Source organism: Aeromonas sp. s12, from assembly GCF_040907925.1.
Classification (GTDB): Bacteria; Pseudomonadota; Gammaproteobacteria; order Enterobacterales; family Aeromonadaceae; genus Aeromonas; species Aeromonas veronii.
The window spans coordinates 38,124-61,231 of record NZ_JBFOCT010000007.1; the positions used below are offsets into that span (position 1 = coordinate 38,124).

The 23,108-nt window shown below is 58.7% G+C and carries 22 protein-coding genes; 11 read left to right on the plus strand and 11 right to left on the minus strand.

The features are described from left to right. Positions 1-29: 29 nt before the first annotated feature. The 5 genes from dkgB to AB5Y67_RS01755 all read right to left on the minus strand — a co-directional run bounded on the left by dkgB (position 30) and on the right by AB5Y67_RS01755 (position 3,010). Complete coding sequence (dkgB, locus tag AB5Y67_RS01735) at positions 30-833, minus strand: 2,5-didehydrogluconate reductase DkgB (protein ID WP_199428417.1); 804 nt, start codon at positions 831-833, stop codon at positions 30-32. 65 nt (positions 834-898) lie between these two features. Then, on the minus strand, positions 899-1,195 hold the full coding sequence (locus tag AB5Y67_RS01740; RefSeq protein WP_040097728.1) for a putative quinol monooxygenase: 297 nt from the start codon (positions 1,193-1,195) through the stop codon (positions 899-901). Positions 1,196-1,394: 199 nt separating this feature from the next. Then, on the minus strand, positions 1,395-1,985 hold the full coding sequence (locus AB5Y67_RS01745) for a HEPN domain-containing protein (protein ID WP_082044030.1): 591 nt from the start codon (positions 1,983-1,985) through the stop codon (positions 1,395-1,397). A gap of 265 nt (positions 1,986-2,250) precedes the next feature. Beyond that, entirely contained in the window at positions 2,251-2,613 is a 363-nt protein-coding gene (locus AB5Y67_RS01750; protein WP_270819038.1) for a VOC family protein, read from the minus strand. Then, positions 2,600-3,010, minus strand: coding sequence for a DUF6404 family protein (locus AB5Y67_RS01755; RefSeq protein WP_199428415.1), 411 nt, complete (start codon positions 3,008-3,010; stop codon positions 2,600-2,602). Before AB5Y67_RS01755 ends, AB5Y67_RS01750 begins: the two co-directional genes overlap by 14 nt. 195 nt (positions 3,011-3,205) lie before the next feature. Between AB5Y67_RS01755 and AB5Y67_RS01760 the strand changes: the two genes are divergently transcribed. Beyond that, positions 3,206-4,108 (plus strand): LysR substrate-binding domain-containing protein, encoded by a 903-nt coding sequence (locus AB5Y67_RS01760; protein WP_199428414.1) that lies wholly within the window; start codon positions 3,206-3,208, stop codon positions 4,106-4,108. A 171-nt stretch (positions 4,109-4,279) separates the two neighbouring features. Here the strand turns inward: AB5Y67_RS01760 and AB5Y67_RS01765 are convergent, their stop codons facing one another. From AB5Y67_RS01765 to AB5Y67_RS01780, 4 genes are all read right to left on the minus strand, one after another. Beyond that, a complete protein-coding gene (locus tag AB5Y67_RS01765; protein ID WP_199428413.1) occupies positions 4,280-4,513 on the minus strand; it encodes a hypothetical protein in 234 nt (77 codons plus the stop codon). Positions 4,514-4,705: 192 nt separating this feature from the next. Further along, a complete protein-coding gene (locus AB5Y67_RS01770; protein WP_368207562.1) occupies positions 4,706-6,682 on the minus strand; it encodes a methyl-accepting chemotaxis protein in 1,977 nt (658 codons plus the stop codon). 243 nt (positions 6,683-6,925) lie between these two features. Further along, positions 6,926-8,428 carry a glycerol kinase GlpK gene (glpK, locus tag AB5Y67_RS01775; RefSeq protein ID WP_368207563.1) on the minus strand — a complete coding sequence of 501 codons (1,503 nt, stop codon included), beginning with the start codon at positions 8,426-8,428 and terminating at the stop codon, positions 6,926-6,928. A 54-nt stretch (positions 8,429-8,482) separates the two neighbouring features. After that, positions 8,483-9,331, minus strand: a complete 849-nt coding sequence (locus AB5Y67_RS01780; protein WP_005350866.1) for an MIP/aquaporin family protein — start codon at positions 9,329-9,331, stop codon at positions 8,483-8,485. Between the two features lie 489 nt (positions 9,332-9,820). Here AB5Y67_RS01780 and glpT point away from each other — a divergent pair, with 489 nt between their 5' ends. The 9 genes from glpT to AB5Y67_RS01825 all read left to right on the plus strand — a co-directional run bounded on the left by glpT (position 9,821) and on the right by AB5Y67_RS01825 (position 19,726). Continuing rightward, positions 9,821-11,179, plus strand: coding sequence for a glycerol-3-phosphate transporter (glpT, locus tag AB5Y67_RS01785; RefSeq protein ID WP_005337540.1), 1,359 nt, complete (start codon positions 9,821-9,823; stop codon positions 11,177-11,179). Between the two features lie 102 nt (positions 11,180-11,281). Continuing rightward, positions 11,282-12,040 carry a DeoR/GlpR family transcriptional regulator gene (locus AB5Y67_RS01790; protein WP_005347045.1) on the plus strand — a complete coding sequence of 253 codons (759 nt, stop codon included), beginning with the start codon at positions 11,282-11,284 and terminating at the stop codon, positions 12,038-12,040. A gap of 311 nt (positions 12,041-12,351) precedes the next feature. Then, on the plus strand, positions 12,352-13,839 hold the full coding sequence (gene glpD / locus AB5Y67_RS01795) for a glycerol-3-phosphate dehydrogenase (protein ID WP_005350869.1): 1,488 nt from the start codon (positions 12,352-12,354) through the stop codon (positions 13,837-13,839). A gap of 106 nt (positions 13,840-13,945) precedes the next feature. Further along, positions 13,946-15,034: a glycerophosphodiester phosphodiesterase gene (gene glpQ / locus AB5Y67_RS01800; RefSeq protein ID WP_127005842.1), complete on the plus strand. Its 1,089-nt coding sequence runs from the start codon at positions 13,946-13,948 to the stop codon at positions 15,032-15,034. 218 nt (positions 15,035-15,252) lie between these two features. After that, on the plus strand, positions 15,253-15,735 hold the full coding sequence (eco, locus tag AB5Y67_RS01805; protein WP_005337529.1) for a serine protease inhibitor ecotin: 483 nt from the start codon (positions 15,253-15,255) through the stop codon (positions 15,733-15,735). Positions 15,736-16,033: 298 nt separating this feature from the next. Then, complete coding sequence (locus tag AB5Y67_RS01810; RefSeq protein WP_005350885.1) at positions 16,034-16,405, plus strand: DUF413 domain-containing protein; 372 nt, start codon at positions 16,034-16,036, stop codon at positions 16,403-16,405. Next, the gene (hdfR, locus tag AB5Y67_RS01815) at positions 16,405-17,277 is read left to right on the plus strand and encodes an HTH-type transcriptional regulator HdfR (RefSeq protein ID WP_005337525.1); all 873 of its coding nucleotides are present in this window, start codon (positions 16,405-16,407) and stop codon (positions 17,275-17,277) included. The genes AB5Y67_RS01810 and hdfR overlap by 1 nt, the downstream gene beginning before the upstream one ends. Before the next feature lie 171 nt (positions 17,278-17,448). Next, a complete protein-coding gene (locus tag AB5Y67_RS01820; RefSeq protein WP_162518375.1) occupies positions 17,449-18,390 on the plus strand; it encodes a hypothetical protein in 942 nt (313 codons plus the stop codon). 145 nt (positions 18,391-18,535) lie between these two features. Continuing rightward, entirely contained in the window at positions 18,536-19,726 is a 1,191-nt protein-coding gene (locus tag AB5Y67_RS01825; protein ID WP_005350888.1) for an amino acid aminotransferase, read from the plus strand. A 116-nt stretch (positions 19,727-19,842) separates the two neighbouring features. Here the strand turns inward: AB5Y67_RS01825 and AB5Y67_RS01830 are convergent, their stop codons facing one another. Further along, the gene (locus tag AB5Y67_RS01830; protein ID WP_139741415.1) at positions 19,843-20,346 is read right to left on the minus strand and encodes a DUF2062 domain-containing protein; all 504 of its coding nucleotides are present in this window, start codon (positions 20,344-20,346) and stop codon (positions 19,843-19,845) included. After that, a complete protein-coding gene (locus AB5Y67_RS01835; protein ID WP_005350890.1) occupies positions 20,340-20,858 on the minus strand; it encodes a DUF2062 domain-containing protein in 519 nt (172 codons plus the stop codon). Before AB5Y67_RS01835 ends, AB5Y67_RS01830 begins: the two co-directional genes overlap by 7 nt. A 27-nt stretch (positions 20,859-20,885) precedes the next feature. Here AB5Y67_RS01835 and AB5Y67_RS01840 point away from each other — a divergent pair, with 27 nt between their 5' ends. Beyond that, entirely contained in the window at positions 20,886-23,087 is a 2,202-nt protein-coding gene (locus AB5Y67_RS01840) for a DNA internalization-related competence protein ComEC/Rec2 (RefSeq protein WP_199428410.1), read from the plus strand. Positions 23,088-23,108 lie beyond the last annotated feature (21 nt).

Here is a 23,108-nt window from a genome sequence, read left to right on the forward strand (position 1 = left end):
TCTTTCGCGTTAGTCTCACGCCTTTCGCGTCAGTCCCATGCAGGGGCAAAGTCGGGATTGGCGCAGCGCTCGCCCCGATCCAGCGTGGCGATGGCGGCCATCTCCTCGCTGCTCAAGGTGATATCGAGAGCGGCCAGATTGGCGGCCTGATTCTCCCGCTTGGTGGAGCTCGGGATCACTGTCATCTCCTGCGCCAGCAGCCAGGCCAGCGACACCTGCGCCGCCGATACCCCGTGGCGCTTGCCAATCTCCATCAAGAGCGGCTCGGCGAGCACCTTGCCATAGGCGAGCGGCATATAGGCGGTGACGGCGATACCCTGGGCTTTACAGAACTCGACCACCTTGCGGTTTTGCAGCAGGGGATGAACCTCGATCTGCTGGTGAGCGATGGCCCCCGGCCCCAAAATCTCGATAGCCTGTTTGAGCTGGGCCACGGTGAAGTTGGAGACCCCGATCTCCCGGGTCAGGCCCCGGGCCTTGGCCTCGGCCAGCTGCTCCAGATAGACTGCCATCGGCACCTCATCCTTGGGGGAGGGCCAGTGGATCAGCGCCAGATCCAGATAGTCGGTGCCCAGTTTTTCGAGGCTCACCTCAAGGCTCGGGATCAGCTTGCCCGGGCCAAACTCGCTGGTCCACACCTTGGTGGTCAGGTAGATCTCGTGGCGGGCAACAGTGCTGCGGGTCAGCACGGCGCCGACTTCGGCTTCATTGTCATAGATCTGGGCGGTATCGATATGGCGATAGCCCAGCTCCAGACCGTTGGTCAGGGTGGCAAGCAGCGGCTCGCCCTTCAGGCGGAAGGTGCCCAGACCCATGGGTGGCATATTGATCATCTTGTTCCTCAATGGGGTGGTGGTTGGCCCTTGATGGGCTGAACAGAAACAGGCTCTAGGGCCAGTCAGGCGCCCAGTGGCTGATAGCGGCGAATGGTGCTGCTGGCAAACCAGGGCTCGGCCTTGGCGACAAACTCGGTAAAGTGGGGTTGGCCCTGATGGGCGGTGAGGGCCGCTTCGCTCTCCCATACCTCGTAGAGCATCCAGCTGTTTGGATTGTCCAAGTCCTGATGCAGCTGATAGCGCTGGCAGCCCGCTTCTTGCAAGGTGGCCGCAATCAGCGGCTCAAGGGCGGCGCGAAACTGGGCGGCGAATTCGGGTTTGGCTTCAAGCTGGGCAATCACAATCACGGGTGATGACATCTGAACCTCCTTGGCAAAAACGAATGGTCAGTATGCCTGCCGTGACTTGCAGGAAACAGGGCGCTGGTCGCAAAACAGTATTGAGGGGAGAACAGCAATGGGAACCGATAAATGACACCGACAAAGTCGGTGTCAAGTGATAGTTAGATTTGCGTAGTTAGTATGGAATCGCCAAGATACAGCACTATTTTCCAGTTGTTTAGCTTGATATCTGATGCTGTCTCTCAAAAACAGAAGCATGGTGCTGATCTATCTTTTCATTGACATAGTTGTCGGTGGCCTTCACCAAGTCTTTTATAAATCTGATTACTTTTTCAAGTTCGTCACGTTTAATCAAATGAGCTGATGGAATTCCTGAATTTATAGGTTTTGAGCGATGGGCTGCATCCCCACGCTTCTTAATCCATTGATTCAATGTTGATCTGGCTTTATCTGGCTCGTAATTTGACCACCGCCATCCTTCAGTGACATCAAACCCTAAATAGTCTTGAAAAATTCGTTTTGTTTTATCGGAGCTAGGGTTGTGGAATGTTTTCAAATCTGTATGAAGTTTTTTTAATATAAAATCACCAAGATAGCTACCTTGAACAATCGCAAGCTTTTTATGCATTTCTTCGACAACACGATCTTCTACATAGGTTTCCCATGCAGTGAGTGCCATTACAAGTCCTGCTCGTTTTAGTACTTCGCTGTTTGGTGGAGGTGGGTTTGCATTTACACTATCAAAATGGGCTAATAACTCTTCAGCATCCTTTATTGCGTATTCAAATCCTTGAATGGCTTTTGACATAATCCCTTCCAGATAAAACGGTATTTAAATATTGTATGGTTGGTATTCAATGTATGGATATGAAAAACATATATACAAGAGCAGCATCATGCTAATAACAGACATTAGCATTGAATGCCGATGATACTTCATTTTTTCCAAAAAATTGCATCGGCAAGATCACAAAACAAGTTATTAATTAGTATTGTTAGATATTTGTATGAGATCACGGCTGATTATGGATATTGTTGGGGCACATCGTGTGGATGCTTCTCCCACTAACCCATCACGCACAGACCGGTTCAGCCCAGACTGCAAACTCATTGCCGCTGGGCTCAACGAAGTGGAAACGGCGGCCACCGGGGAAGTCGAATAGTGGGCGACTGATGGTGCCACCGTGTTGGCTCACCTTGGCTTGAGTCGCTTCAATATCCGCGCTGTAGAACACCAGCAGGGCGCCACCCTGAGCTGTCTGATTGCACTGATCCGCCCGATAGAATCCGCCATCCAGCCCCTCATCGGCAAAGGCGCTGTAGTCGGGGCCGTAATCAACAAACTGCCAGCCAAATACGGCCTGAAAGAAGGCTTTAGTCGCGGCGAGATCCTTGGCCGCAAACTCCACATAGTTCAGTTTTTCATGGGCTTTCATTCAGTTCGTCTCCCTCATCATCAGCATCGCTGGGCTCAGCAAGTTGCTCCCACGGGGTCAGTTTAAGCTGCTTGCGCCGTAGCCAGAGCCAGAGCCAGAGCCAAGATGCCATGATCAGGCCGAAGAATCCCGCAAACAGGGCTGTTTGGCGCAGGGCAAATAGCGGATCTATCCCCATGGGGTGCCAGCTGAAAAACCACATCATCATGCCCCAGACAAGACCAACGCTGATACCGAATGCCAGAACATTGGTTAGCCAGCCCTCATAGTGAGGCGGTTTAACTGGATAACCGAACCTGCGCAGCAGCCTGCACAGCGGGGGATTGTAGTTGGCATGCCATACCCCTTTGTTAGCCAGCTCCTGATGGGCGGCGGCCAGCCGTTCTTCAAATGTCATGGTATTCATCCTTGTGAAACAAGTGGTGCCATACGGTGCTTTTCAGGCTGCATTGTACTGACAAATCGCGGGTATGATGTGGGCTCGCGGTCACGTTCTTTCTCTGTATAAAAAAAGAACTGGCCTCACCGCACGCTTGCCAATCCACAGCGGCTGCGCCTATAAAGGCCTATTACTCTTGTCCGGATAACAGCAATGAAGACCCATTCTGATGAACTGACCCTGTTTGTGGCGGTGGTGGAGGCGGGCAGTTTTCGCCAGGCGGCGGAGAACCTCGGCATGGACAACTCGGTGGTGAGCCGTGGCATCAAGCGGCTGGAGGAGAAGCTCTCCACCGTGCTGCTCAATCGCACCACCCGCCGGGTCAGTCTGACCGAGGAGGGGAGCTGGTTCTATCAGCGGGCGGTGAAGATCCTGACCGAGATGAGCGAGGCGGAGGGGCATCTGCTGATGCGCCGGGAGCAACCCGAAGGGGTGTTGAGAGTCGATGCCGCTACCCCCTTTATTCTGCACCGGCTGGTGCCGATCATCGGCGAGTTTCGCCGCCGCTACCCTGCCATCGAGTTGCAGCTGCACAGCTCGGAGGGCTTTATCAATCTGATGGAGCGGCGGGTGGACATGGCCATCCGCATCGGCGAGCTGACCGACTCCTCCCTGCGTGCGCTGCCGCTGGGCCGTTCGCGGTTGCGGCTGCTGGCCTCTCCCGCCTATTTGAGCGAGCGCGGCACCCCGCGCCAACCGGCGGATCTGCTGAGCGGTCACGAGTTGCTTGGCTTTTTGCATCCCGATCACCTCAACCACTGGCCGCTGCTCAGTGCCGAGCAGGGGGATCGCTTTGCCATTACCCCCAGCCTGCGAGCCAGCAGCGGCGAAACCTTGCGTCAGCTGGCATTGGCGGGGCAGGGGATCGTCTGTCTGTCGGATTTCATGACCGGGCCGGATCGGGAGAGCGGCGCGCTGGTGGAGGTGCTGGCCCGCAGCAACAGCGGCGCCTCGCGCCCCATCAATGCGGTCTTCTACTCCGATGCCCAGCGGGATATCCGGCTGCGGGTCTGGCTTGATTTTCTGAAGGAGCAGCTGGGCAGCTATACCCTGTAGTTCAGGTTGGTTTGTGCGGTTTGTTTGAACGGTTCGTCGCTGCGGTTTGCTTAACGAAAAACAAGCCGCGCCTTCGTTGCGGCCCATCAGCATTAGCCTGGCGGCAGATAAGAAGACGGCCGACTTGAGGGTCTGCCGCCGGTTCGGGAAGGTGTGTGAGGTGAAGCGCAGTTAGCGGGGCAGTTTGCCCCATACCCGGCTGAGCAGGGCGCCGCCGATCACCGGCGGAATGGCCAGCAGCAGGGTCCACTGCCAGGAGAGGCCGCCGACGGTGGCGGCCAGTACGATACAGGTGAGCACCACCAGTTGGGCCACCATCATCAGGAAGGTGCCTTCGCGGGGGGTCAGGGTCTCTTTTTGAGTGGCGACGTGGGCTACGGGCGCTTTAGTGGTGGTCGGTTTCATGGCGATATCCCTCTGTTGAGTCTGATATCACTAAGCAATGGCCATTCCACATTTTTTCATGTTAATTATCAATGCTTTGTGAGTTTTTCGTTATTCCCGTTTCGAGAGCGCAGGCAAAATGATTTGCAAAATGAAAACGCCACCCTGTGGTGGCGTCTTGGTTATTGAGAGGGAGAGAGGGAAGCGCCGGGCCTAGCCAATCCGGTATTGGCGGATCTGCTCGTCGATGGCCTTGGCCAGTTCGAACAGTTCGCGGCTGGCGGCATTGCTCTCCTGCGCGTGTTCCCGCTGGTGTTCGGCCACCATGGCCAGCTCGTCGAGCGCCGTTCTGGCTTGCCCCATCTGTTGATTCTGCGCCTGCGCCAGCGCACTGATCTCGTTGATCTCGAGGGCGGTCTGGTTGATCTGGCTGGTGGCATCAACCAGCACCTCTCTGGCCTGATTCATCCGGTTGTATCCCTCTTCGCTCAGGTTGCGGGAGTCTGCCATCGAGCTGCTGGCCTGCCGGGTTCCCTCCTGCAGGCGCAAGATAAGATCCTGCACATCCTTGGTGGCGGTCTGGGTACGCACCGCCAGCTGGCGTACCTCATCGGCCACCACCGCAAAGCCCCGTCCCATATCCCCCGCCCGGGCCGCTTCGATGGCCGCATTGAGGGCCAGCAGGTTGGTCTGGTTCGAGACATCGCGGATGAGGTTCATGATCTGGGTGATGTTGTTGCTGTCTTTCACCACTTCATCGAGCAGGGCCGAGGAGCTGCTGATGCTGCTGCGCAAGGTGTCGAGTTGCGCGGCGCTCTGGGTCACATCCTGCTCGATGCTGAGCATATGGTTGGCGATGCGTTGGGTTACGTCGTTGACCCCTTCCGAGCGGCTGGCGATCTGCTCGGCGTTGTCGCCGATGGTGGTGACCACAGTGGTCAGCTCCTGAATGCTCTGGGCCTGCTGGCACGCTTCTCCTGCCAGTGCCTGGGCCTGCTGCATGGATTGGGACGACTGGGCGGAGAGGGCGCTCCCTGACTGCTGGAAGCGGGAGAAGCTCTGGTTCAGGCTCTGGATCAGCTGATTGAAACTCTGGGCCATCATTCCCAGCTCCGACTCGTCAGAGAAATCGAGGCGGGTCGCCAGATCCCGATCGGCGGTGATGTGGTGCATGCCATCGGCAGCCTGACGAATGGGGCGACTGATGGAGTGAGCCAGCCAGGCGGAGGCCAGCATGGCGATCCCGCCGATGGCGAGCGACACCATGATGATGAGCTGGCGGGATTCCTGCAGGCCCTCTTCCAGCTCGGCGCTGTTGATCTCGCCAATCAGCAGCCGGTTGAGGGTGGGGATGTAACGCACCGCGATGAGGTAGGTTTGCCCCTCCAGTGTTAGCGCCTCTACGGCCACCTGTTCCCGGGCATTGGGAATAAGCCGCTTGACGGTATCGAGGAAGGATTGCTGGTGGTGGGCGGCCCCTTCCACCTCCTGCTCGGGGTGGATCTCGATATTGCCCTCCATGTCCGCCAGATAGACCTGACCGCTCTTGCCGATCCGGTAGCCGCTGATGAGTTTGATCAGGGCGCTCATGTCGATGGAGGTGCCAGCCACCGCCAGGGTCTTGCCCTCGTGGGTGACGGCGGTGTTGATATAGAGGGAGGCGCGCTTGTCAAAATCCGAGATGTCGAGGTTCAGCTCATAGGGTTTGCTGCGTTTGAGAAAGCCGAAAAACCACCCATCTTTCGGGTCTGATTCGCTCAGCGATTTCTGGGCGGTGGGACCGCCGTTGAAGTTGATCAGGATGTTGCTCTGGCGGGGGGCGATAAAGACGTTGCCGCCGATCCGCCGTTGCAGATCCTGAAAGTAGCGCTCCATGGCGGGCCACTCTTGCTCTGGCATGCCAGTGGTCAGCCAGTCGATGACAAAACGGTTGCTGGCCAGCGCCTGCGCTTCGGTCAGGTGCTGGATAAGCTGGGCGGTCAGCTGGTTGGCAATGCGATCCACGCTGCTTGGCAGCTCGTAGCGTTCGACCCGCTGCTGGGCCTGACTGTGGGATATCTGCTCGAGGATCAAGGTGATGCAGCTGATGGCGATGGCCATCAGTATCGCTACGCCAGCGAGGATCCGGGTGCGGATCCCGAGCCCTGACCAGAGTGAGTGCAGTGTAAAACGGTGTATCGCCCTCTCCATATCGCTCTCCTCATAAATAAGGTCGCATATGCGACCCAGATGATGATTATAGATAGAGAACTCAATTGCGTTGTGATGGATGGTGACAACAGAGGGCGGCAGAAAAACAGGAGGGAGCAATGAGCGGGAAGGGGGCAGAAACCGGCAAGGGGGCAGAAACCGGCAAGGGAAAGCATAAAAAGAGAGGCCGACATTGCGGTCGGCCTCTCTGGGGTTTCTCTCAACGGAATGTCGGGTGCCCGATCAATCCTCTTCAGCCCAGCGGCGTGAACGCTCAACCGCTTTTTGCCAGCCGCTGTAACGTTTGGCGCGATCGTCTCTGTCCATCTGCGGGATGAACTCGCGGTCCACGCTGAACTTGTCTTCCAGCTCATCCGAGCTCTTCCAGAAGCCGACGGCCAGACCTGCCAGGAAGGCAGCGCCCATGGCGGTGGTCTCGATGCGGGTCGGACGTACCACCGGGGTGTGCATCATGTCAGCCTGGAACTGCATCAGGAAGTCGTTGGTTACGGCGCCGCCGTCGACTTTCAGCGCTGCCAGCTTGATGCCGGAGTCCTGCTGCATCGCATCCAGCACATCGCGGCTCTGATAGGCGATGGATTCCAGCGCGGCACGGATGATGTGGTTGCGGTTGGCACCACGGGTCAGACCAACCATGGTGCCGCGAGCATACGGATCCCAGTAGGGCGCGCCCAGACCAACGAAGGCCGGTACCAGATAGACGCCGTTGGTGTCACCCACCTTGGAGGCGAAGTAGTCGGTATCGCGGGCATCGTGGATGATCTTCAGCTCGTCACGCAACCACTGGATGGTGGCGCCGCCCATGAATACCGCACCTTCCAGCGCGTAGTTCACTTCCCCTTTCGGGCCGATGGCGACGGTAGTCAGCAGGCCGTTGCTGGAGCGAACCGGCTCGGTGCCGGTGTTCATCAGCATGAAGCAGCCGGTGCCGTAGGTGTTCTTGGCCATCCCTTTTTCAAAGCAGAGCTGGCCGAACAGGGCAGACTGCTGGTCACCGGCAATACCGGCGATGGGGATGCGGGAGCCGCCGCCACGGGTGGTGTAGCCGTACACTTCGGAAGAGGGTTTCACTTCCGGCAGCATGGACATGGGGATGCCCAGCTCGTCTAGCATCTTCTCGTCCCACTTCAGCTCGCGGATGTTGTAGAGCATGGTACGGGAGGCGTTGGTTGGGTCGGTGACGTGCACTTCGCCATTGGTCATCTTCCAGACCAGCCAGGTGTCGATGGTGCCGAACAGCAGCTCACCGTTCATCGCCTTCTCACGGGCACCTTCCACGTTGTCGAGGATCCACTTCACCTTGGTACCGGAGAAGTAGGCATCCAGCACCAGACCTGTGTTCTCGCGAACGTACTCTTCCAGACCGCGAGCTTTGAGCTCTTCGCAGATGGCGGCGGTGCGGCGGCACTGCCAGACGATGGCGTTGTAGATGGGCTTGCCGGTGGCCTTTTCCCAGACAACTGTGGTTTCACGCTGGTTGGTGATACCGATGGCGGCGATCTCTTCGCTGCGCAGGCCGGTCTTGGCCAGCACTTCGGTAAAGACAGAGGATTGGGTCGCCCAGATCTCCATCGGGTCGTGCTCTACCCAGCCCGCTTTCGGGTAGTGCTGGGTGAATTCGCGCTGGGAGGTACCGACAATGTTGGCATCCTGATCAAACACGATGGCGCGGGAAGAGGTGGTTCCCTGGTCCAGAGCGACGACATATTTCTTTTCAGCAGACATGATGTTCTCCACGTTTCTATTTTCCACGTTTTTATACGTTGGAGGGGGCCGCTCTTATGCGGCAGCCTCTTCTTTGGCGGTTTGGGTCGCTTGCTCGGTGGTGACGACACGGTTGCCCGGGACGCAGGGAGCCAGCACTTTGACATACAGAGCGGTACCAATCTGGGCGCCAACGATGGGACCAAGGATCGGAACCCAGAAGTAGGGGTTGTCACGACCACCGGTCAGGGCAACATCACCCCAGCCAGCAAAGAACGCGAACAGTTTCGGACCAAAGTCACGGGCCGGGTTCATGGCAAAACCGGTTAACGGGCCAAGGGAGGCACCGATCACCGCGATCAGGATGCCGATCAGCAGAGCGGCGGCGAAACCTTTGGGGGCGCCATTGTTGTTGTCACCCAGCGCCATGATGCCCAGCATCAGGACGGCGGTGATCACCAGCTCGACGGCGAAGGCTTGCATGTTGGTCAGCAGGGCATTGGGATAGGTGGAGAAGATCCCGGCGGTGCCGAGGCTCTCGACGCTGCCGCGCACCACGTTATGGGTCACTTCCCACTGGGTGAAAAGGTTACCATAAAGGAAGTAGACAAGGGCTGCGAAGCAGAAGGCACCGGCCATCTGGGCGATGATGTAGGGTACCACTTTGCGCTTGTCGAAACCGCAGAAGGTCATCAGCGCCAGGGTTACAGCCGGGTTCAGGTGAGCACCTGAAATGCCGCCGGTCACATAGATGGCGATGGCCACACCCAGACCCCAGGTAATGGAGATTTCCCACTGCCCGAAGTTGGCGCCTGCCAGCACCAGTGCCGCCACACATCCGACGCCGAAAAATATCAGCAGGCCGGTTCCGATAAACTCGGCGATGCACTCGCCAAGCAGGGTATTGGGTCTTTGTATGCTCATACTTTTGTTCCTTATATCCACCCGTAGAGGTTTGATGTTCCGTTTTATCTTTTTGTGTCTATCCGTTGCCGCCGAAAACGTTTCCTTGTTGTTTTTGCGTCTTGCGCAAACGTCATGCTCGTTTGCGCTCGTTATCGGTCGTGACAGAAAATAACCCTTCCCAATAATTTCACCATCCCCCCTCCATAGGAAATGTGGACAAGATCCCACTCATTGCTAAGAAAATGTGACGTAAAGCATCTTGATAACCGCCAGTTACCACTTAGGGGGTAGCTTGCAACCCTTGCCACACAAGGGTTGGCGCTTGCTGAGCGATTTCTCATTTGGAGCTTTTTTTTGTAATAAAACTGCAATATTTGAGCATGCATCACAGATTAAATGAGCGCATATGAGCACAATGGGCTCGCTTACGAATTAGTGGACTCACATGATTCGTTGGAATGGTCAGGGCATCCTCAACCGCCCATAACAACAATAAGGAAGCAGAACATGCTTAGTCTCTTCAGGCCTGCGGCGCACATCGACAGGCTCCCGGCTGACAAGGTCGACCCCTTCTACAAACGCATGCGTTGGCAGGTGTTTTTCGGGATCTTCTTCGGTTACGCCGGCTACTATCTGGTACGGAAAAACTTCAGCCTAGCGATGCCCTATCTGATCGAGCAGGGCTTCTCCCGTGGTGATCTCGGTTTCGCGCTCTCCGGGGTCTCCATCGCTTACGGTTTGTCCAAGTTCCTGATGGGGAACGTCTCTGACCGTTCCAACGCCCGTTACTTCCTCTCCGCCGGTCTGCTGCTCTCGGCTGCCATCATGTTCATGATGGGTACCATGCACTGGGCCACCTCCAGCATTGCCATCATGTTTGTGCTGTTGTTCCTGAACGGTTGGGCACAGGGCATGGGCTGGCCGCCCTGCGGTCGCACTATGGTGCACTGGTGGTCACAGAAAGAGCGCGGCGAAGTGGTTGCGGTCTGGAACGTGGCTCACAACGTGGGTGGCGGCATGATTGGCCCGCTGTTTATCCTCGGGATGGGCTGGTTCAACGACTGGCGCAGCGCCTTCTATGTGCCTGCGGCTGCGGCGGCCGCCATCGCGGTGATCGCCTTCTTCGTGATGCGTGATACCCCGCAATCGGTCGGTCTGCCTCCCATCGAGGAGTACAAGAACGACTATCCGAAGGATTACAACGAGAGCCACGAGCAGGAGTTCTCCGCCAAGGAGATCTTCGTCAAGTACGTGCTGCACAACAAACTGCTGTGGTACATCGCGATCGCCAACGCTTTCGTTTACCTCATTCGTTACGGTGTGCTGGACTGGGCGCCAACCTACCTGAAAGAGGCCAAGCACTTCACCGTCGACAACTCCTCCTGGGCTTACTTCCTCTACGAGTGGGCCGGTATTCCGGGCACCCTGCTGTGTGGCTGGATCTCTGACAAGATGTTCCAGGGCCGCCGCGCCCCGGCCGGTATCCTGTTCATGGTGCTGGTCACCCTGGCTGTGCTGGTTTACTGGTTCAACCCGGCCGGCAACCCGACCATCGACATGATGGCGCTGGTGGCAATCGGCTTCCTGATCTACGGCCCTGTCATGCTGATCGGCCTCTATGCTCTTGAGCTGGCACCGAAGAAAGCAGCCGGTACTGCGGCAGGTTTCACCGGTCTGTTCGGTTATCTGGGCGGCGCCGTGGCAGCCAACGCCATGCTGGGTTATACCGTTGACCACTTCGGTTGGGATGGCGGCTTCATGGTGCTGACCGTCTCCTGCGTGCTCTCCATCATTCTGCTGGCGATGACCCTCAAGCATGAGAACATTGCCGTTGCGGCCAAGAAAGCGGCTGCCCATAAGGCATAAAACGTGATCCTCAGCTTATTGATCCCAAAGGGGATCAGGTAAACTGCCAAAAGGCCCCGCATCTGCCGGGGCCTTTTTTCGTTTCATCATCGGAGTGCAAGCGTGAAGCAAACCCAACGACATCTGGAGATCCTGGACGTCCTGACGCGGCAGGGATTTGTCTCGACCGACGATCTGGTGACCCACTTTGACGTCAGCCCCCAGACCATTCGCCGGGATCTGAACGATCTCGCCGAACAGAACAAGATCCGGCGCCATCACGGCGGTGCCTCCCTGCATTCGAGTACCGTCAATACCGCCTACAGCGCCCGTAAAGTGATGCAACTCAAGGAGAAAGAGCGCATCGCCCGCGAGGTAGCGGCCAATATTCCCGACGGCTCATCGCTCTTTATCGACATAGGTACCACCACCGAGGCGATTGCCCGTGCCCTGCTCGATCACCGCGAGCTGCGCATCGTCACCAACAACCTCAACGTGGCCAGCATTCTGACGGCCAAGGATGACTTCACCGTCATCATTGCCGGCGGCGAGATCCGCAACCGCGATGGCGGCATCGTGGGGGAGGCGACCCGCGACTTTATCGGTCAGTTTCGCATGGACTATGGTGTCATCGGGATTTCGGGGATCGACAACGACGGCTCCCTGCTCGATTTCGACTATCACGAGGTGAAGATTGCCCAGGCCATCATCGCTCACTCCCGTCAGGTGTTCCTGGCCGCCGACCACACCAAGTTCGGTCGCAATGCCATGGTCAATCTGGGCAATCTCAGCCAGATCCACGCCCTCTTTACCGATCAGGAGCCACCGGAAAAGCTGACGCGATTGATGGCGCAACACCAGATCGCCTGCCACATCTGCTGACGGCGAAACACGCCAAGGCTGTGCCGGTCGCCCGTTAGGGCGGCCTCCTTTCTCTCCCCCATCCCTGCACCCTTCTCACCCCTTTATAGGTATTGCAAAAACCACTATTCAATCTGGTTTTTTTGGCTATTAACCCGCCGATTTTGGCCCGACGCCATTCGGTCACTTGCCGTACCACTTTTGCCACCTCTGGCGGGCTGTGGCGATCACACTTTCGCCATAAAATGTTCGTTTGTTGTATTTTCATGTTCTAAAATGAGCGAAATCAAACATTGCTGTTATAGCAATCATAAAAATGAAAGTAGGTGAACATGAGCGAACATTATGATCTGGTCGTCGTCGGTGGCGGCATCAACGGGGTCGGCATCGCAGCCGATGCGGCAGGACGGGGTCTGAAGGTTGCCCTGTTTGAGGCGCAAGATCTCGCCTCTGCCACCTCGTCCAACTCCAGCAAGCTGATCCACGGCGGTTTGCGCTATCTCGAACATTACGAATTCCGGCTGGTGAAAGAGGCGTTGGCGGAGCGTGAGGTGCTGCTCGGTATGGCGCCTCACATCGCGCGTCCCATGCGTTTTCGCCTGCCGCACCGTCCGCACCTGCGTCCGGCCTGGATGATCCGCGCCGGTCTGTTCCTCTATGACAATCTGGCCAAGCGCGACAAGCTCAAGGGGAGCTGTGGCGTGCGCTTCCTGCCGCAAGATGGCTTGACCGCGGGGATCAACAAGGGGTTTGAATATTCCGATGCTTGGGTCGACGACGCCCGGTTGGTGGTGCTCAACGCCATGATGGCCCGTGACAAGGGGGCCGACGTGCAGACCCGCACCCGCTGCATCAAGGCGGTGCGCGGTTCCAAACACTGGACGCTCACTTTGGAGCGGGAAGGGGGCGAGCAGTTCACCGTCACCTGCCGTGGTCTGGTCAATGCGGCGGGCCCCTGGGTCAAGACCTTCTATGACGAGAGCCTGCACGAGAAATCCCCCCGCGGCATTCGCCTTATTAAAGGCAGCCACATGATAGTGCCGCGCATCCATGAGCGCGAAGAGGCCTATATCCTGCAAAACGAAGACAACCGCATTGTCTTCGTCATCCCTTATCAGCAGGACTACTCCCTCATCGGCACCACGGATGTGGAGCACCACGGCAGTCCGCGGGAAGCGAAGATCAGCGAGGCCGAAATTACCTACCTGTGCAAGGTGGTCAACGCCCACTTCACTCGCCAAATTGCGCCGAAAGATGTGATCTGGACCTATGCCGGGGTGCGCCCGCTCTGTGATGACGAGTCAGACTCGCCGCAAGCGGTGACCCGCGACTACACCCTCGAACTCTCTGGCGAGTCTGACGGTGCGCCGCTCTTGTCGGTGTTTGGCGGCAAGCTCACCACCTATCGCAAGCTGGCGCAGGCCGCCTGCAACAAGCTCAAGCCTTGGTTCAGCCAGATGGGGGATGACTGGACGGCGACCAGCCGTCTGCCCGGCGGCGAGTTTGACTGCTCGGTGCGCGAGCTGGCCCGCGCCTTTGCGCTGGAGTTTGACTGGCTCGATGATCGCAGCGCCCTGCGTATTGCCGAGGCCTATGGCGCCCATGCCCGTCTCTGGCTGAAAGAGGATCGCGGCATTCACTTCGGTGGTGGCCTGTACGAGTCTGAGGTGCGCTATCTCATCGAGCGGGAGTGGGCCTGTTCACTGGATGATATCCTCTGGCGCCGCAGCAAGCTGGGGCTGCGCCTGAACGAGTCAGAGCAGCAGATGCTGCAGATCTGGCTCGACCAATACCATCAGGCTCTGCGCAAGGCGAGCTGATGTGTGACGGTGGGCAGTGCGCTGCTGCCCACCGCTTTCCACCGAAAATATGCAACAAACCTCTGATAGAACAATTACCTACACACAATAATAAAGAGCATCACATATGAAAAAACTCGCCGTTTCCCTCATCGCCTTGAGCCTTGGGGCATCCCTCTCATTACCCGTGTTGGCTGCCGATGAAGGCAAGGTGGTGATCGCCCACCGTGGCGCTTCCGGCTACCTGCCCGAGCATACCCTGGAGTCCAAGGCGCTGGCCTATGGCATGGGGGCTGACTATCTGGAGCAGGATCTGGTGATGACCAAGGATGACCAGCTGGTGGTGATGCACGATCACTTCCTCGATGGCATCACCGATGTGGCGGCGCGCTTCCCTGGCCGTGCCCGTCCGGACGGTCGTTACTATGTGGTGGATTTTACCCTGGATGAGGTGCGTTCCCTGCGTATGACCGAGCCGTTCCAGCTGGTGGATGGCAAGCAGGTGCCGGTTTATCCGGCCCGCTTCCCGCTCTGGAAGTCAGACTTCAAGATCCATACCTTCCAGGAGGAGATCGAGATGATCCAGGGGCTCAACAAGAGCACCGGCAAGAACATCGGCATTTATCCGGAGATCAAAGCACCCTGGCTGTTCCGTCACGAAGGTAAGGATATTTCCAAGGCGGTGCTGAAGGTGCTCAAGGAGTACGGCTACACCGGGAAGGATGACAAGGTCTATCTGCAGTGCTTCGATGCCGATGAGCTCAAGCGCATCAACAGCGAACTGATGCCCGCCATGGGTATGGATCTGAAACTGGTGCAGCTGATGGCAGAGACCGACTGGAACGAGACCATGGTCTACGACGCCAAGGGCAAGGCTACCCCCTACAACTATGACTGGATGTTCAAGCCGGGGGCGATGAAAACCATCGCCAGCTATGCCGAAGGGATTGGCCCGTGGAAACCGATGATCGTCACCGAGCCGGGCACTTTGGGCAAACCGGTCTTCACCGGTATAGTAAAAGAAGCCCATGCGGCGGGCCTGAAAGTTCACCCCTATACCTTCCGTCAGGATGAGGGGCAGATCCCGGCCTATGCCAAGGACTTCACCGATCTACTTAATATCTTCCTCTATCAGGCCGATGTGGATGGGGTGTTCAGCGACTTCCCCGACAAGGCGGTGGCCGTCATCAAGGCCCATCAAGAGGCGGCCAAATAGCACTCTGGCGCCATTTGAATGCAAAGCGAGGCCAATTGGCCTCGCTTTTTGTTTCAGGTTCCCGCAACGGGAGTGTGCGTCCTGTCAGAAAATAGCCAGATCACGTCATGGTGTGCCGGATCTGCATCATTTTACGCAGTTTTTACGTAGCAGATCGCTGGCATGAAATCGGCAGAGCGGTTAGTCTAGCGGCGTTGAACCAACCCCATGAGGTACAGATGAAAACCGTATTGCGTTTTAGCCTGCTGGGCGCCTTGTTGCTGGGTGGCCATGCCTTCGCCGCCGAGCCGAAAAAATTTGATATCAGCATGTTCCCAGCCGCTGACGTGAATCAGGAACGTGTGGTGATCCGCCTGCCTGAAGTCGAAAAAGAAGCCGACATGATGGTCGAGCTGCAGGTCGGCAAAAAGATGATGGTTGATTGCAACGTACCGCGTTTTGCAGGCAACCTGGAACAGCACAGCGTCAAAGGCTGGGGCTACAACTACCTGAAACTGGGCAAAGTCTCCGACCCCATCAGCACCCTGATGATGTGCCCGGATAACCAGCAGAAAGAGACCTTCGTCCAGATCTACGGTCAGGGCTTCTTCGTGAACTACAACTCAAAACTGCCGTTCGTGATTTACGTGCCGCAGGAGTATGAAGTGCGCTACCGTCTGTGGCGTGCCGACAACCTGGCCCAACCGGCCATGATTGAGTAAGCATGTTTGAACCATAGGTTCAGCTGGTTCACCTGATGTGATAAATAAAGCGCCGTATGGCGCTTTATTTTTGCCTGCACAGTCCAAAAAGTGACGTGCAAATTGGCTGCACGTTTACATAAGTTTATTATTTATCAACGTTTTTTGTGCGTTATGCCACAAAATCGGCGTCAGCGATGGGGCAAAGTGACTTCGATAAAAGATATTTATTAACATAGTGAGAAAATTGATTTTGCACTCGGCGATGGCCTGATGATACTTGCCCGCAAAGGTCAAACTAACCAGAAAAAAGAGCACTATGAGCTTCGAATCAGACAAGCGTTTCAACGACTTCAAACATTTTCCCCGTGGCCTGCGTCGCAGTGGTGAATTCACTGTGGCCGAAGCGGACAGTCTGGAAAAGTATGGTACCGCCATGCTGGCACTCTACCAGGGCAACCTTGCACCCCGTGACGATGTCGAGTCAGCCTTCGTCGAGCAGGTCAAATCCGGCGAAGCCGGTGCCAACCCCCATGCCAAGGTGTGGTTCAAATACCTCAAGGTGATCGGTCCCAAGCGCGTTCATCGCCTCTGCACCGTCGTTGGCGGCGCCAGCGAAGAGAGCAGCGGTGGCGGCAGCTTTGATGTCGGTGGTGGCAGCGGCGGTGGCAGTGACGAGTCCATCGATTAATGGATACCGAGCTGCTTCGGACCTTTATCGAGGTGAGCAAGACCCGGCATTTTGGCCGGGCTGCTGAAAATCTCTACCTGACCCAGTCGGCGGTGAGTTTCCGGATCCGCCAGCTAGAGCAGCAACTGGGTGTCAGTCTGTTTGCCCGTCATCGCAACAACATCCGCCTGACCGCCTCCGGTGAGCGTCTGCTGCCCTACGCAGACGCCATCTTGCACACCCTTGGTCGCGCCAAGCAGGATGTGGCGCTCTCGCCGGGATTCAGCCAGCAGTTGGCTATCGGCGCGCCCGCGGTGTTCTGGGAGCTCGATTTCAACGACTGGCTCAATCATATCTATGCGCTGGCGCCCGGTTTGGCGGTGCGGCTGGAAACAGCCTCCCGCGAGCACCTCTGCCGCCAGTTGCTGGAGCGTTCCCTCGATCTGGCCCTGCTCTCCGAACCCACCAAGATCGACGAGATTGCCCTGCATCCCATCGGTGAGCTGGTGTTCGAGCTGGTGAGCCGGGATCCGGCTGCCAATGCGGACAACCTGATGCAGATGCCGCACATCCACCTCGACTGGGGCACCAGCTTCGAGCCGCAACCCAGCCGCTTGCAGAGCCTGCAAAAGACCCCGGTGCTGCACTCCAGCTCAGCCAGCATGGCGTTGCAGTTCGTGCTGGCCAACGGTGGTGCTGCCTACCTGCCACGGCGGATGGTCAGCCCCTTCCTCGAGAAGGGGGCGCTCCATCTGGTGGAGGGGGGCCAGCCGCTGAGCCGCCCGCTCTATCTCGCCTATCTGGAGAAATCCGATCGCCGGGAGCTGATCGATCAGTTGCTGACCCTGCCACTGGGTTGGCACGATGCCGAGCTGCGTCTCAACGTCGAATAAGCGTCGAGTGTTATCTAAGGAAGAGCCCACCCCACGGTGGGCTCTTCTGTTTGGGGAAAATTGCAGGGAGCGAGGTCACGTAATTGGCGCGGGAGGCTTGGCGTCATCGGCCTGTAACGGTACCTTTTCAGGCTGTTTATCCGATTGAGCACTGACAGGGATGGATTGTAATTGATCGACTTTAGTCACCCCGAATGGCGGGCGCTGGCGCAGCAGTTGCTGAGCCACTCACCTGTGGTGATCCGTGGCCGCCAGTGGCAACCGCTGGTGGGCCTGCTCAAGGATAACCAGCTGCTGCTCGCCCATGGCAGCCACAGCTATGAGCTCACCCCGGCCGGGCGGCGCTATCTCACCCGCGAGCTGATGCTGGCCGAGATCGCCACCGCTCCTCCCGAGCCCGAGGAGTGGTTGCATGCTCAGGGCTGGCAATTGGGGGAGCAGATCAACGAACGGGTGCTGGCGGCGCTCTATCGCAAGAGCGAGGTGAACTTCACCCCCAACGAGCAGATCGATTTCGAGGACAAGGGGATCCGGCTCTGCGCCGATCAGCTGTTGCGCTTGCGCGCAGCCCAGCCGTTCAGCCTCTTTTTTAGCGGCGGCACCCTGATCGACGCAGGCCCTTGGTTGCAGGCGCTGGGGGAGGTGGCCCTGCCCGAGCGCACCCTGGCGGGTCTTGGCAAGATCCTGTGGGGGGAGGGGAGTATCGAGCGGGTGATCACCACAGACAGCGTCGGCGCCTTTGCCGAGATGCCCCTTGATGCTGGCACCTTGCTGGTGTGGGCTCCCCCATCGGCTCCTCTGGCCTTGCAGCAGGTGGTGGCCGCCTTGCCCCCCAATGTGCTGTGGAGTCATCTCACCGCCCTCGACCCTGCCGGGGTGGATCGGCTGCAGGCGCTGGCCCAGCGCTTGGGTCGTCCGGCCAGCTGGTGGCTGCCCCGTGATCTGGCCCCCATTCTCAGTGCGTATGCCCAACCTTTGACCGAGGCTAGGCCGTGGGAACCGAGCCGGATCCCCAAGTCATTGTTAGCAGTTTGTAGCGGTTTGGTTGAGTCCAATGGTGGCTTGTCGGCCGAGGTGTGCGCACTGGCGCCAGCGTGGCATGCCGTTGGTTGAAATTGGTCTGAAAGCGAGCCAAAAAGCGGTTTTCCCTCATTGAACGCGGTGATATAAAGAGTTGACGAAGCGCTCGCCAGATGAGCGCTTTTGTTTATCAAGCCGCTTTGCCACCCAACGAACTCAACGGAATACAGGGAATACCATGTTTGAAAAGGTTGTTGCCGCCCCAGCGGATCCGATCCTGGGCCTGACCGAAGCCTTCCGCGCTGACTCTCGCAGCCACAAGATCAATCTGGGCGTAGGGATCTACAAGGACGAGTCCGGTGCCACCCCCATTCTTCACTGTGTCAAGAAAGCCGAGCAGAAGCTGCTGACCGACGAGAAGACCAAGAACTACCTCGGTATTGAAGGCAATATCGAATATGGCCGCATCGTGCAGCAACTGCTGTTCGGGCAGCACTCTGCGCTGGTTGCCAGTGGCCGTGCCAAGACAGCCCAAGCGCCGGGCGGTACCGGTGCCCTGCGTATCGCGGCCGAATTCGTGGTGCGCAACGGTCTGGCCAAGACCATCTGGATTTCCGATCCCACCTGGGCCAACCACGTCAGCGTGTTCCAGGCCGCGGGCCTGACCGTCAAGTGGTACAAGTACTACGACGCCGCCACCAAGGGACTCGACTTTGCCGCTATGCAGGCCTCGCTGGCCGAAGTGCAGCCGGGTGAGCTGGTGCTGCTGCACGGTTGCTGCCACAACCCGACCGGTATCGACCCCACTAGCGATCAGTGGCGCGCACTGGCCAAGCAGAGTGCGGCCGCCGGCTGGTTGCCGCTGTTTGACTTTGCCTATCAGGGTTTTGCCCGTGGTATCGAAGAGGATGCCGAAGGTCTGCGCATCTTCGCCGAGTGCCATGACGAGCTGCTGGTGGCGAGCTCTTTCTCCAAGAACTTCGGCCTCTATAACGAGCGGGTCGGCGCCTTCACGCTGGTCAGCGCGACCAAGGAGATCGCCGATGTGGCCTTCACTCAGGTCAAGACCGTGATCCGTGCCAACTACTCCAACCCGCCGTCACACGGTGCCGCTGTGGTCACCGCCGTGGTGAGCGATCCGGCTCTCTATGCCGAGTGGGTCGAAGAAGTGGCCGCCATGCGGGTGCGTATTCGCGAGATGCGCGAATTGCTGGTAGAGAAGCTGGCTGCCCTCGGCGTGAGCCAGGATTTCAGCTTTATCCGCGAGCAGAACGGCATGTTCTCCTTCTCCGGCCTCACCAAGGATCAGGTGGAGCGCCTCAAGAGCGAATTTGCCATCTACATCGTCGGCTCAGGCCGGATCAGCGTCGCCGGTATTACCCGCGCCAATATCGATCCCCTGTGCGAGGCCATTGCCAAGGTGCTGTAATCGCATCGCCTGATGCTCTGGCACTATGCAGCACTATGCCATGAAAAAGCCCGTCACCTTGGTGACGGGCTTTTTTGATCGCCAACGGCTGATCGTCAAACGATGGGAAGGTGGGCTCACTGGTGGCGGGCACCTTGCCACAGTTTGCGCAGTTGCAGCAGCAGCGCGGTCAGGGCGCCGCCGCTCAGGGCGGTGAGTACCGCCAGCAGCAGGCTGCCGAGCAGGAAGGGGGGCACCAGGGTCGCAGCCTCCTGCTCCAGCCAGTGGAGGGTCCAGTTGAGGTGGAAAGGCTCCGGCGTCTGGTGCAGTACCAGACAACCGGTGCGATAGGCGTAGAGATACATGAACGGCAAAGTCAGCGGATTGTTGAACCAGACCGCCAGCAGCGCCAGCGGCAGGTTGAGGCTGAATGCCAGCGCCAGACCGACTGCGATGAGCGAGTGCATCGGGATGGGGAACCAGCAGGCGAAGATCCCGGCCGCCACCGCGCCGCTCAGGGCGCGGGTGCCCCCTTGCCAGAGGGCAGGGGCAAGCAGTCGCTCACCAAACAGGGCAAACCACTTCTGCTGGCGCAGGGTATCGGGATCGAGCTTGAAGCGGGCAAACCAGCGACTCAGCATGGGCGGGCCATCTTGCGTTTTTGCCACTGGCGCACCGTGCTGATCCGCCAGAAGGTACGGATCAGGGTGTAGCCGATAAGGGAACTGAGCAGGGCCAGGATCAGCGAGCCCAGCAACAGCGGCGGTGCCACTGTGCCCAGTACCGAGACCAGCCACTCCCAGGTGAACTCAATCTCTATCTGCTGCGCCGAATGTCCCAGCAACTGGCAACCTACCAGATAGGCGCCATAGAGCAGGGGCGGCATGGTAAAGGGGTTGGAGAGCCAGACCAGCGCCACCGAGAGCGGCAGATTGACCCGGCACAGGATGGCGCCACCGGCGGCCAGCAGCATCTGGCAGGGGAGCGGCACCCAGGCCATGAAGAGGCCCACCGCAAATGCCCCGGCAGCCGAGCGGCGGTTGAGGTGCCAGAGGTTGGCATCGAGCAGCAGTTTGCCGAACAGCCGCAGGTGCTTGTGTTCTTTCAGGGTTTGCTGATCGGGCATCCAGCGTTTAATGAGTCGTTTGGGCATATTGAAACCTTGCTAAATACTTGCTCCATGGATCTACGTCTGTTGTCGTTTGCCCTGGGGGCAAGCTCCTCACTGCTCTGGCCATGGTTACCTTCACTCGCATGGGGGGGCCTGTTGCTGTCTCTGCTGATCCCCCTTGCATATTGCCGTGCCTGGCGGTGGCTGTTTCTCCTGCTCGGCATCCTCTGGATGCAGGCCAATCTTGCCTATCGGCTGGCCTGGCTGGAGCGGTTGGGCGATCAGACGAGCCACATGATAACCGCAGAGCTGCAAAGTGCAGAGCCCGAGGGGGATAAATTTGTCCGGCTGCTGCTGCGGGTGAGCACCCTCGACGAGCAACCGGTGACACCTGAGCCCCTGATCCGGGTCAATGCCTATCAGGCATTACCCGCCATGACAGTGGGCAGCCGTATCACCCTGGTGACCTCGTTGAAACCGGCTCACGGTCTGGCCAACGAGGCGGGGCTGGATGGGCGGCGTCTGCTGCTGGGCAAGGGGATCACCGCCACCGGCAATTTGCGCCGGGTGATAGATATTCAACAGGCACCTGCGGGGTGGCGCGAACGCTGGTTGGGCGCGGCGACCGAGAGTTGGCGTCCGCTTGATTATGCTCCCTTGCTGGCGGCGCTCACTTTTGGCGAGCAGAGTGGCATCACGGATGCCCAGTGGGAGCTGTTTCGCGGCAGCGGCCTGACCCATATCATCGCCATTTCAGGGCAGCACATTGCGCTGGTGGCGGTGCTCGGGTGGTGGCTGGGCAGGTTGTTTGGCCTGCGCGGCGCCATCATCACCTCCCTGCTGTTTGCCGCCGTCTACAGCGCGTTGGCAGGGTTTGCGGTAGCCACCGAGCGGGCCCTGATCATGGTGCTGGTGTGGAGTGTGCTGCGCTGGAGTCGGCGGGAGTGGCCGGCCTGGCGCATCTGGCTGTGGGCCTTTGTGGTATTGACCCTCTGGGATCCCTTCGCCCTCTATTCGGCCGGCTTCTGGCTTTCGTTTCTGGCGGTGGCCATCTTGCTGCTGGTGGGATATGTCCACGACAAGCCGGGGCTCTGGCAGATCCAGCTCTGGCTGTTGCTCGGTCTGCTGCCGCTGCAACTGGCGTTGTTTGAGGGGATAGCGCCCCTTGCCATGGTGATCAACCTGTTGGCTGTGCCGCTCTTTTGTATCGCCATCATCCCGCTGGCCCTGATCGGTGTGCTGCTGGCGCCGCTCTCCACCTCGCTTGCCTATGTCCTGTTCTGGCTGGCGGATCTGGGGCTCGGGTGGGTGCTGACGATCCTGAATTGGCTTTCCGATCAACTGCAACTGTGGTGGCCACTACCCGGCTGGTGGCTGCCACTCTGCACCTTGCTGTTGCTGCTCTGGTTCGCCGCGCAGTGGCGCCCGGCACGCGGGCTCTGGCTACCGGGTCTGTGTGCGCTGTTATTGGCGCTCTGGCCAACGCCTGTCCGCTGGCAACTGCGTGTGCTGGATGTGGGGCAGGGGCTGGCGGTGCTGATCAGCAAGGGGGAGCGTGCCATCCTTTATGACACCGGTGATCGCTATCCCGGAGGCTACAACATGGCGGATGCGGTGATCCTGCCCCAGCTAAGCCATTTGGGGATCCGGGTGATTGATCGCCTCATCATCAGCCACAAGGATCGGGACCATGCCGGCAATCGCAAGCGACTGCTCAGCGCCATGCCGGTGCGTCACGAGCTCTCCTCTTATCCCTTCAGTGAGGGAACGACGCTCTGCCAGCGTGGGCAACAGTGGCGCTGGCAGGGGCTCTCGTTTGCAGTGCTCTGGCCAGAACGCCCCGGTGGCGGGCGCAATAACGATGGCTGCGTGGTGCGCATCAGCGATGGCGAGCGCAGCGTGCTACTGAGCGCAGATATCGAGCGGCAAGCCGAGCAGCGGCTGGTGGCGCTGGAGGGGGAGGGGTTGGCCAGCACCTTGCTGGTGAGCCCCCATCATGGCAGTCGCACCTCCTCCACGCCCCCTTTTGTTGCGGCGGTAGCGGCGCAGGAGGTGATCCACAGCGCCGGCTTTATGAATCAGTGGGGCTTTCCCCGTCCCGATGTAGTGGCCCGCTATCGGGATGCCCGCCAGTGGATCACCGGTCAGCAAGGGGCGATGCTGGTCGAACCCACCGCAGCGGGCTTGAGCGTCACCGCCGAGCGAGATCTGGGGCCTTGGTACCGGCGCAGTGGCGAGTGGTGGAGACCGCGAGTGTGGTTTGAGCAATAATCCGCCATTTCTGCCGTGTAG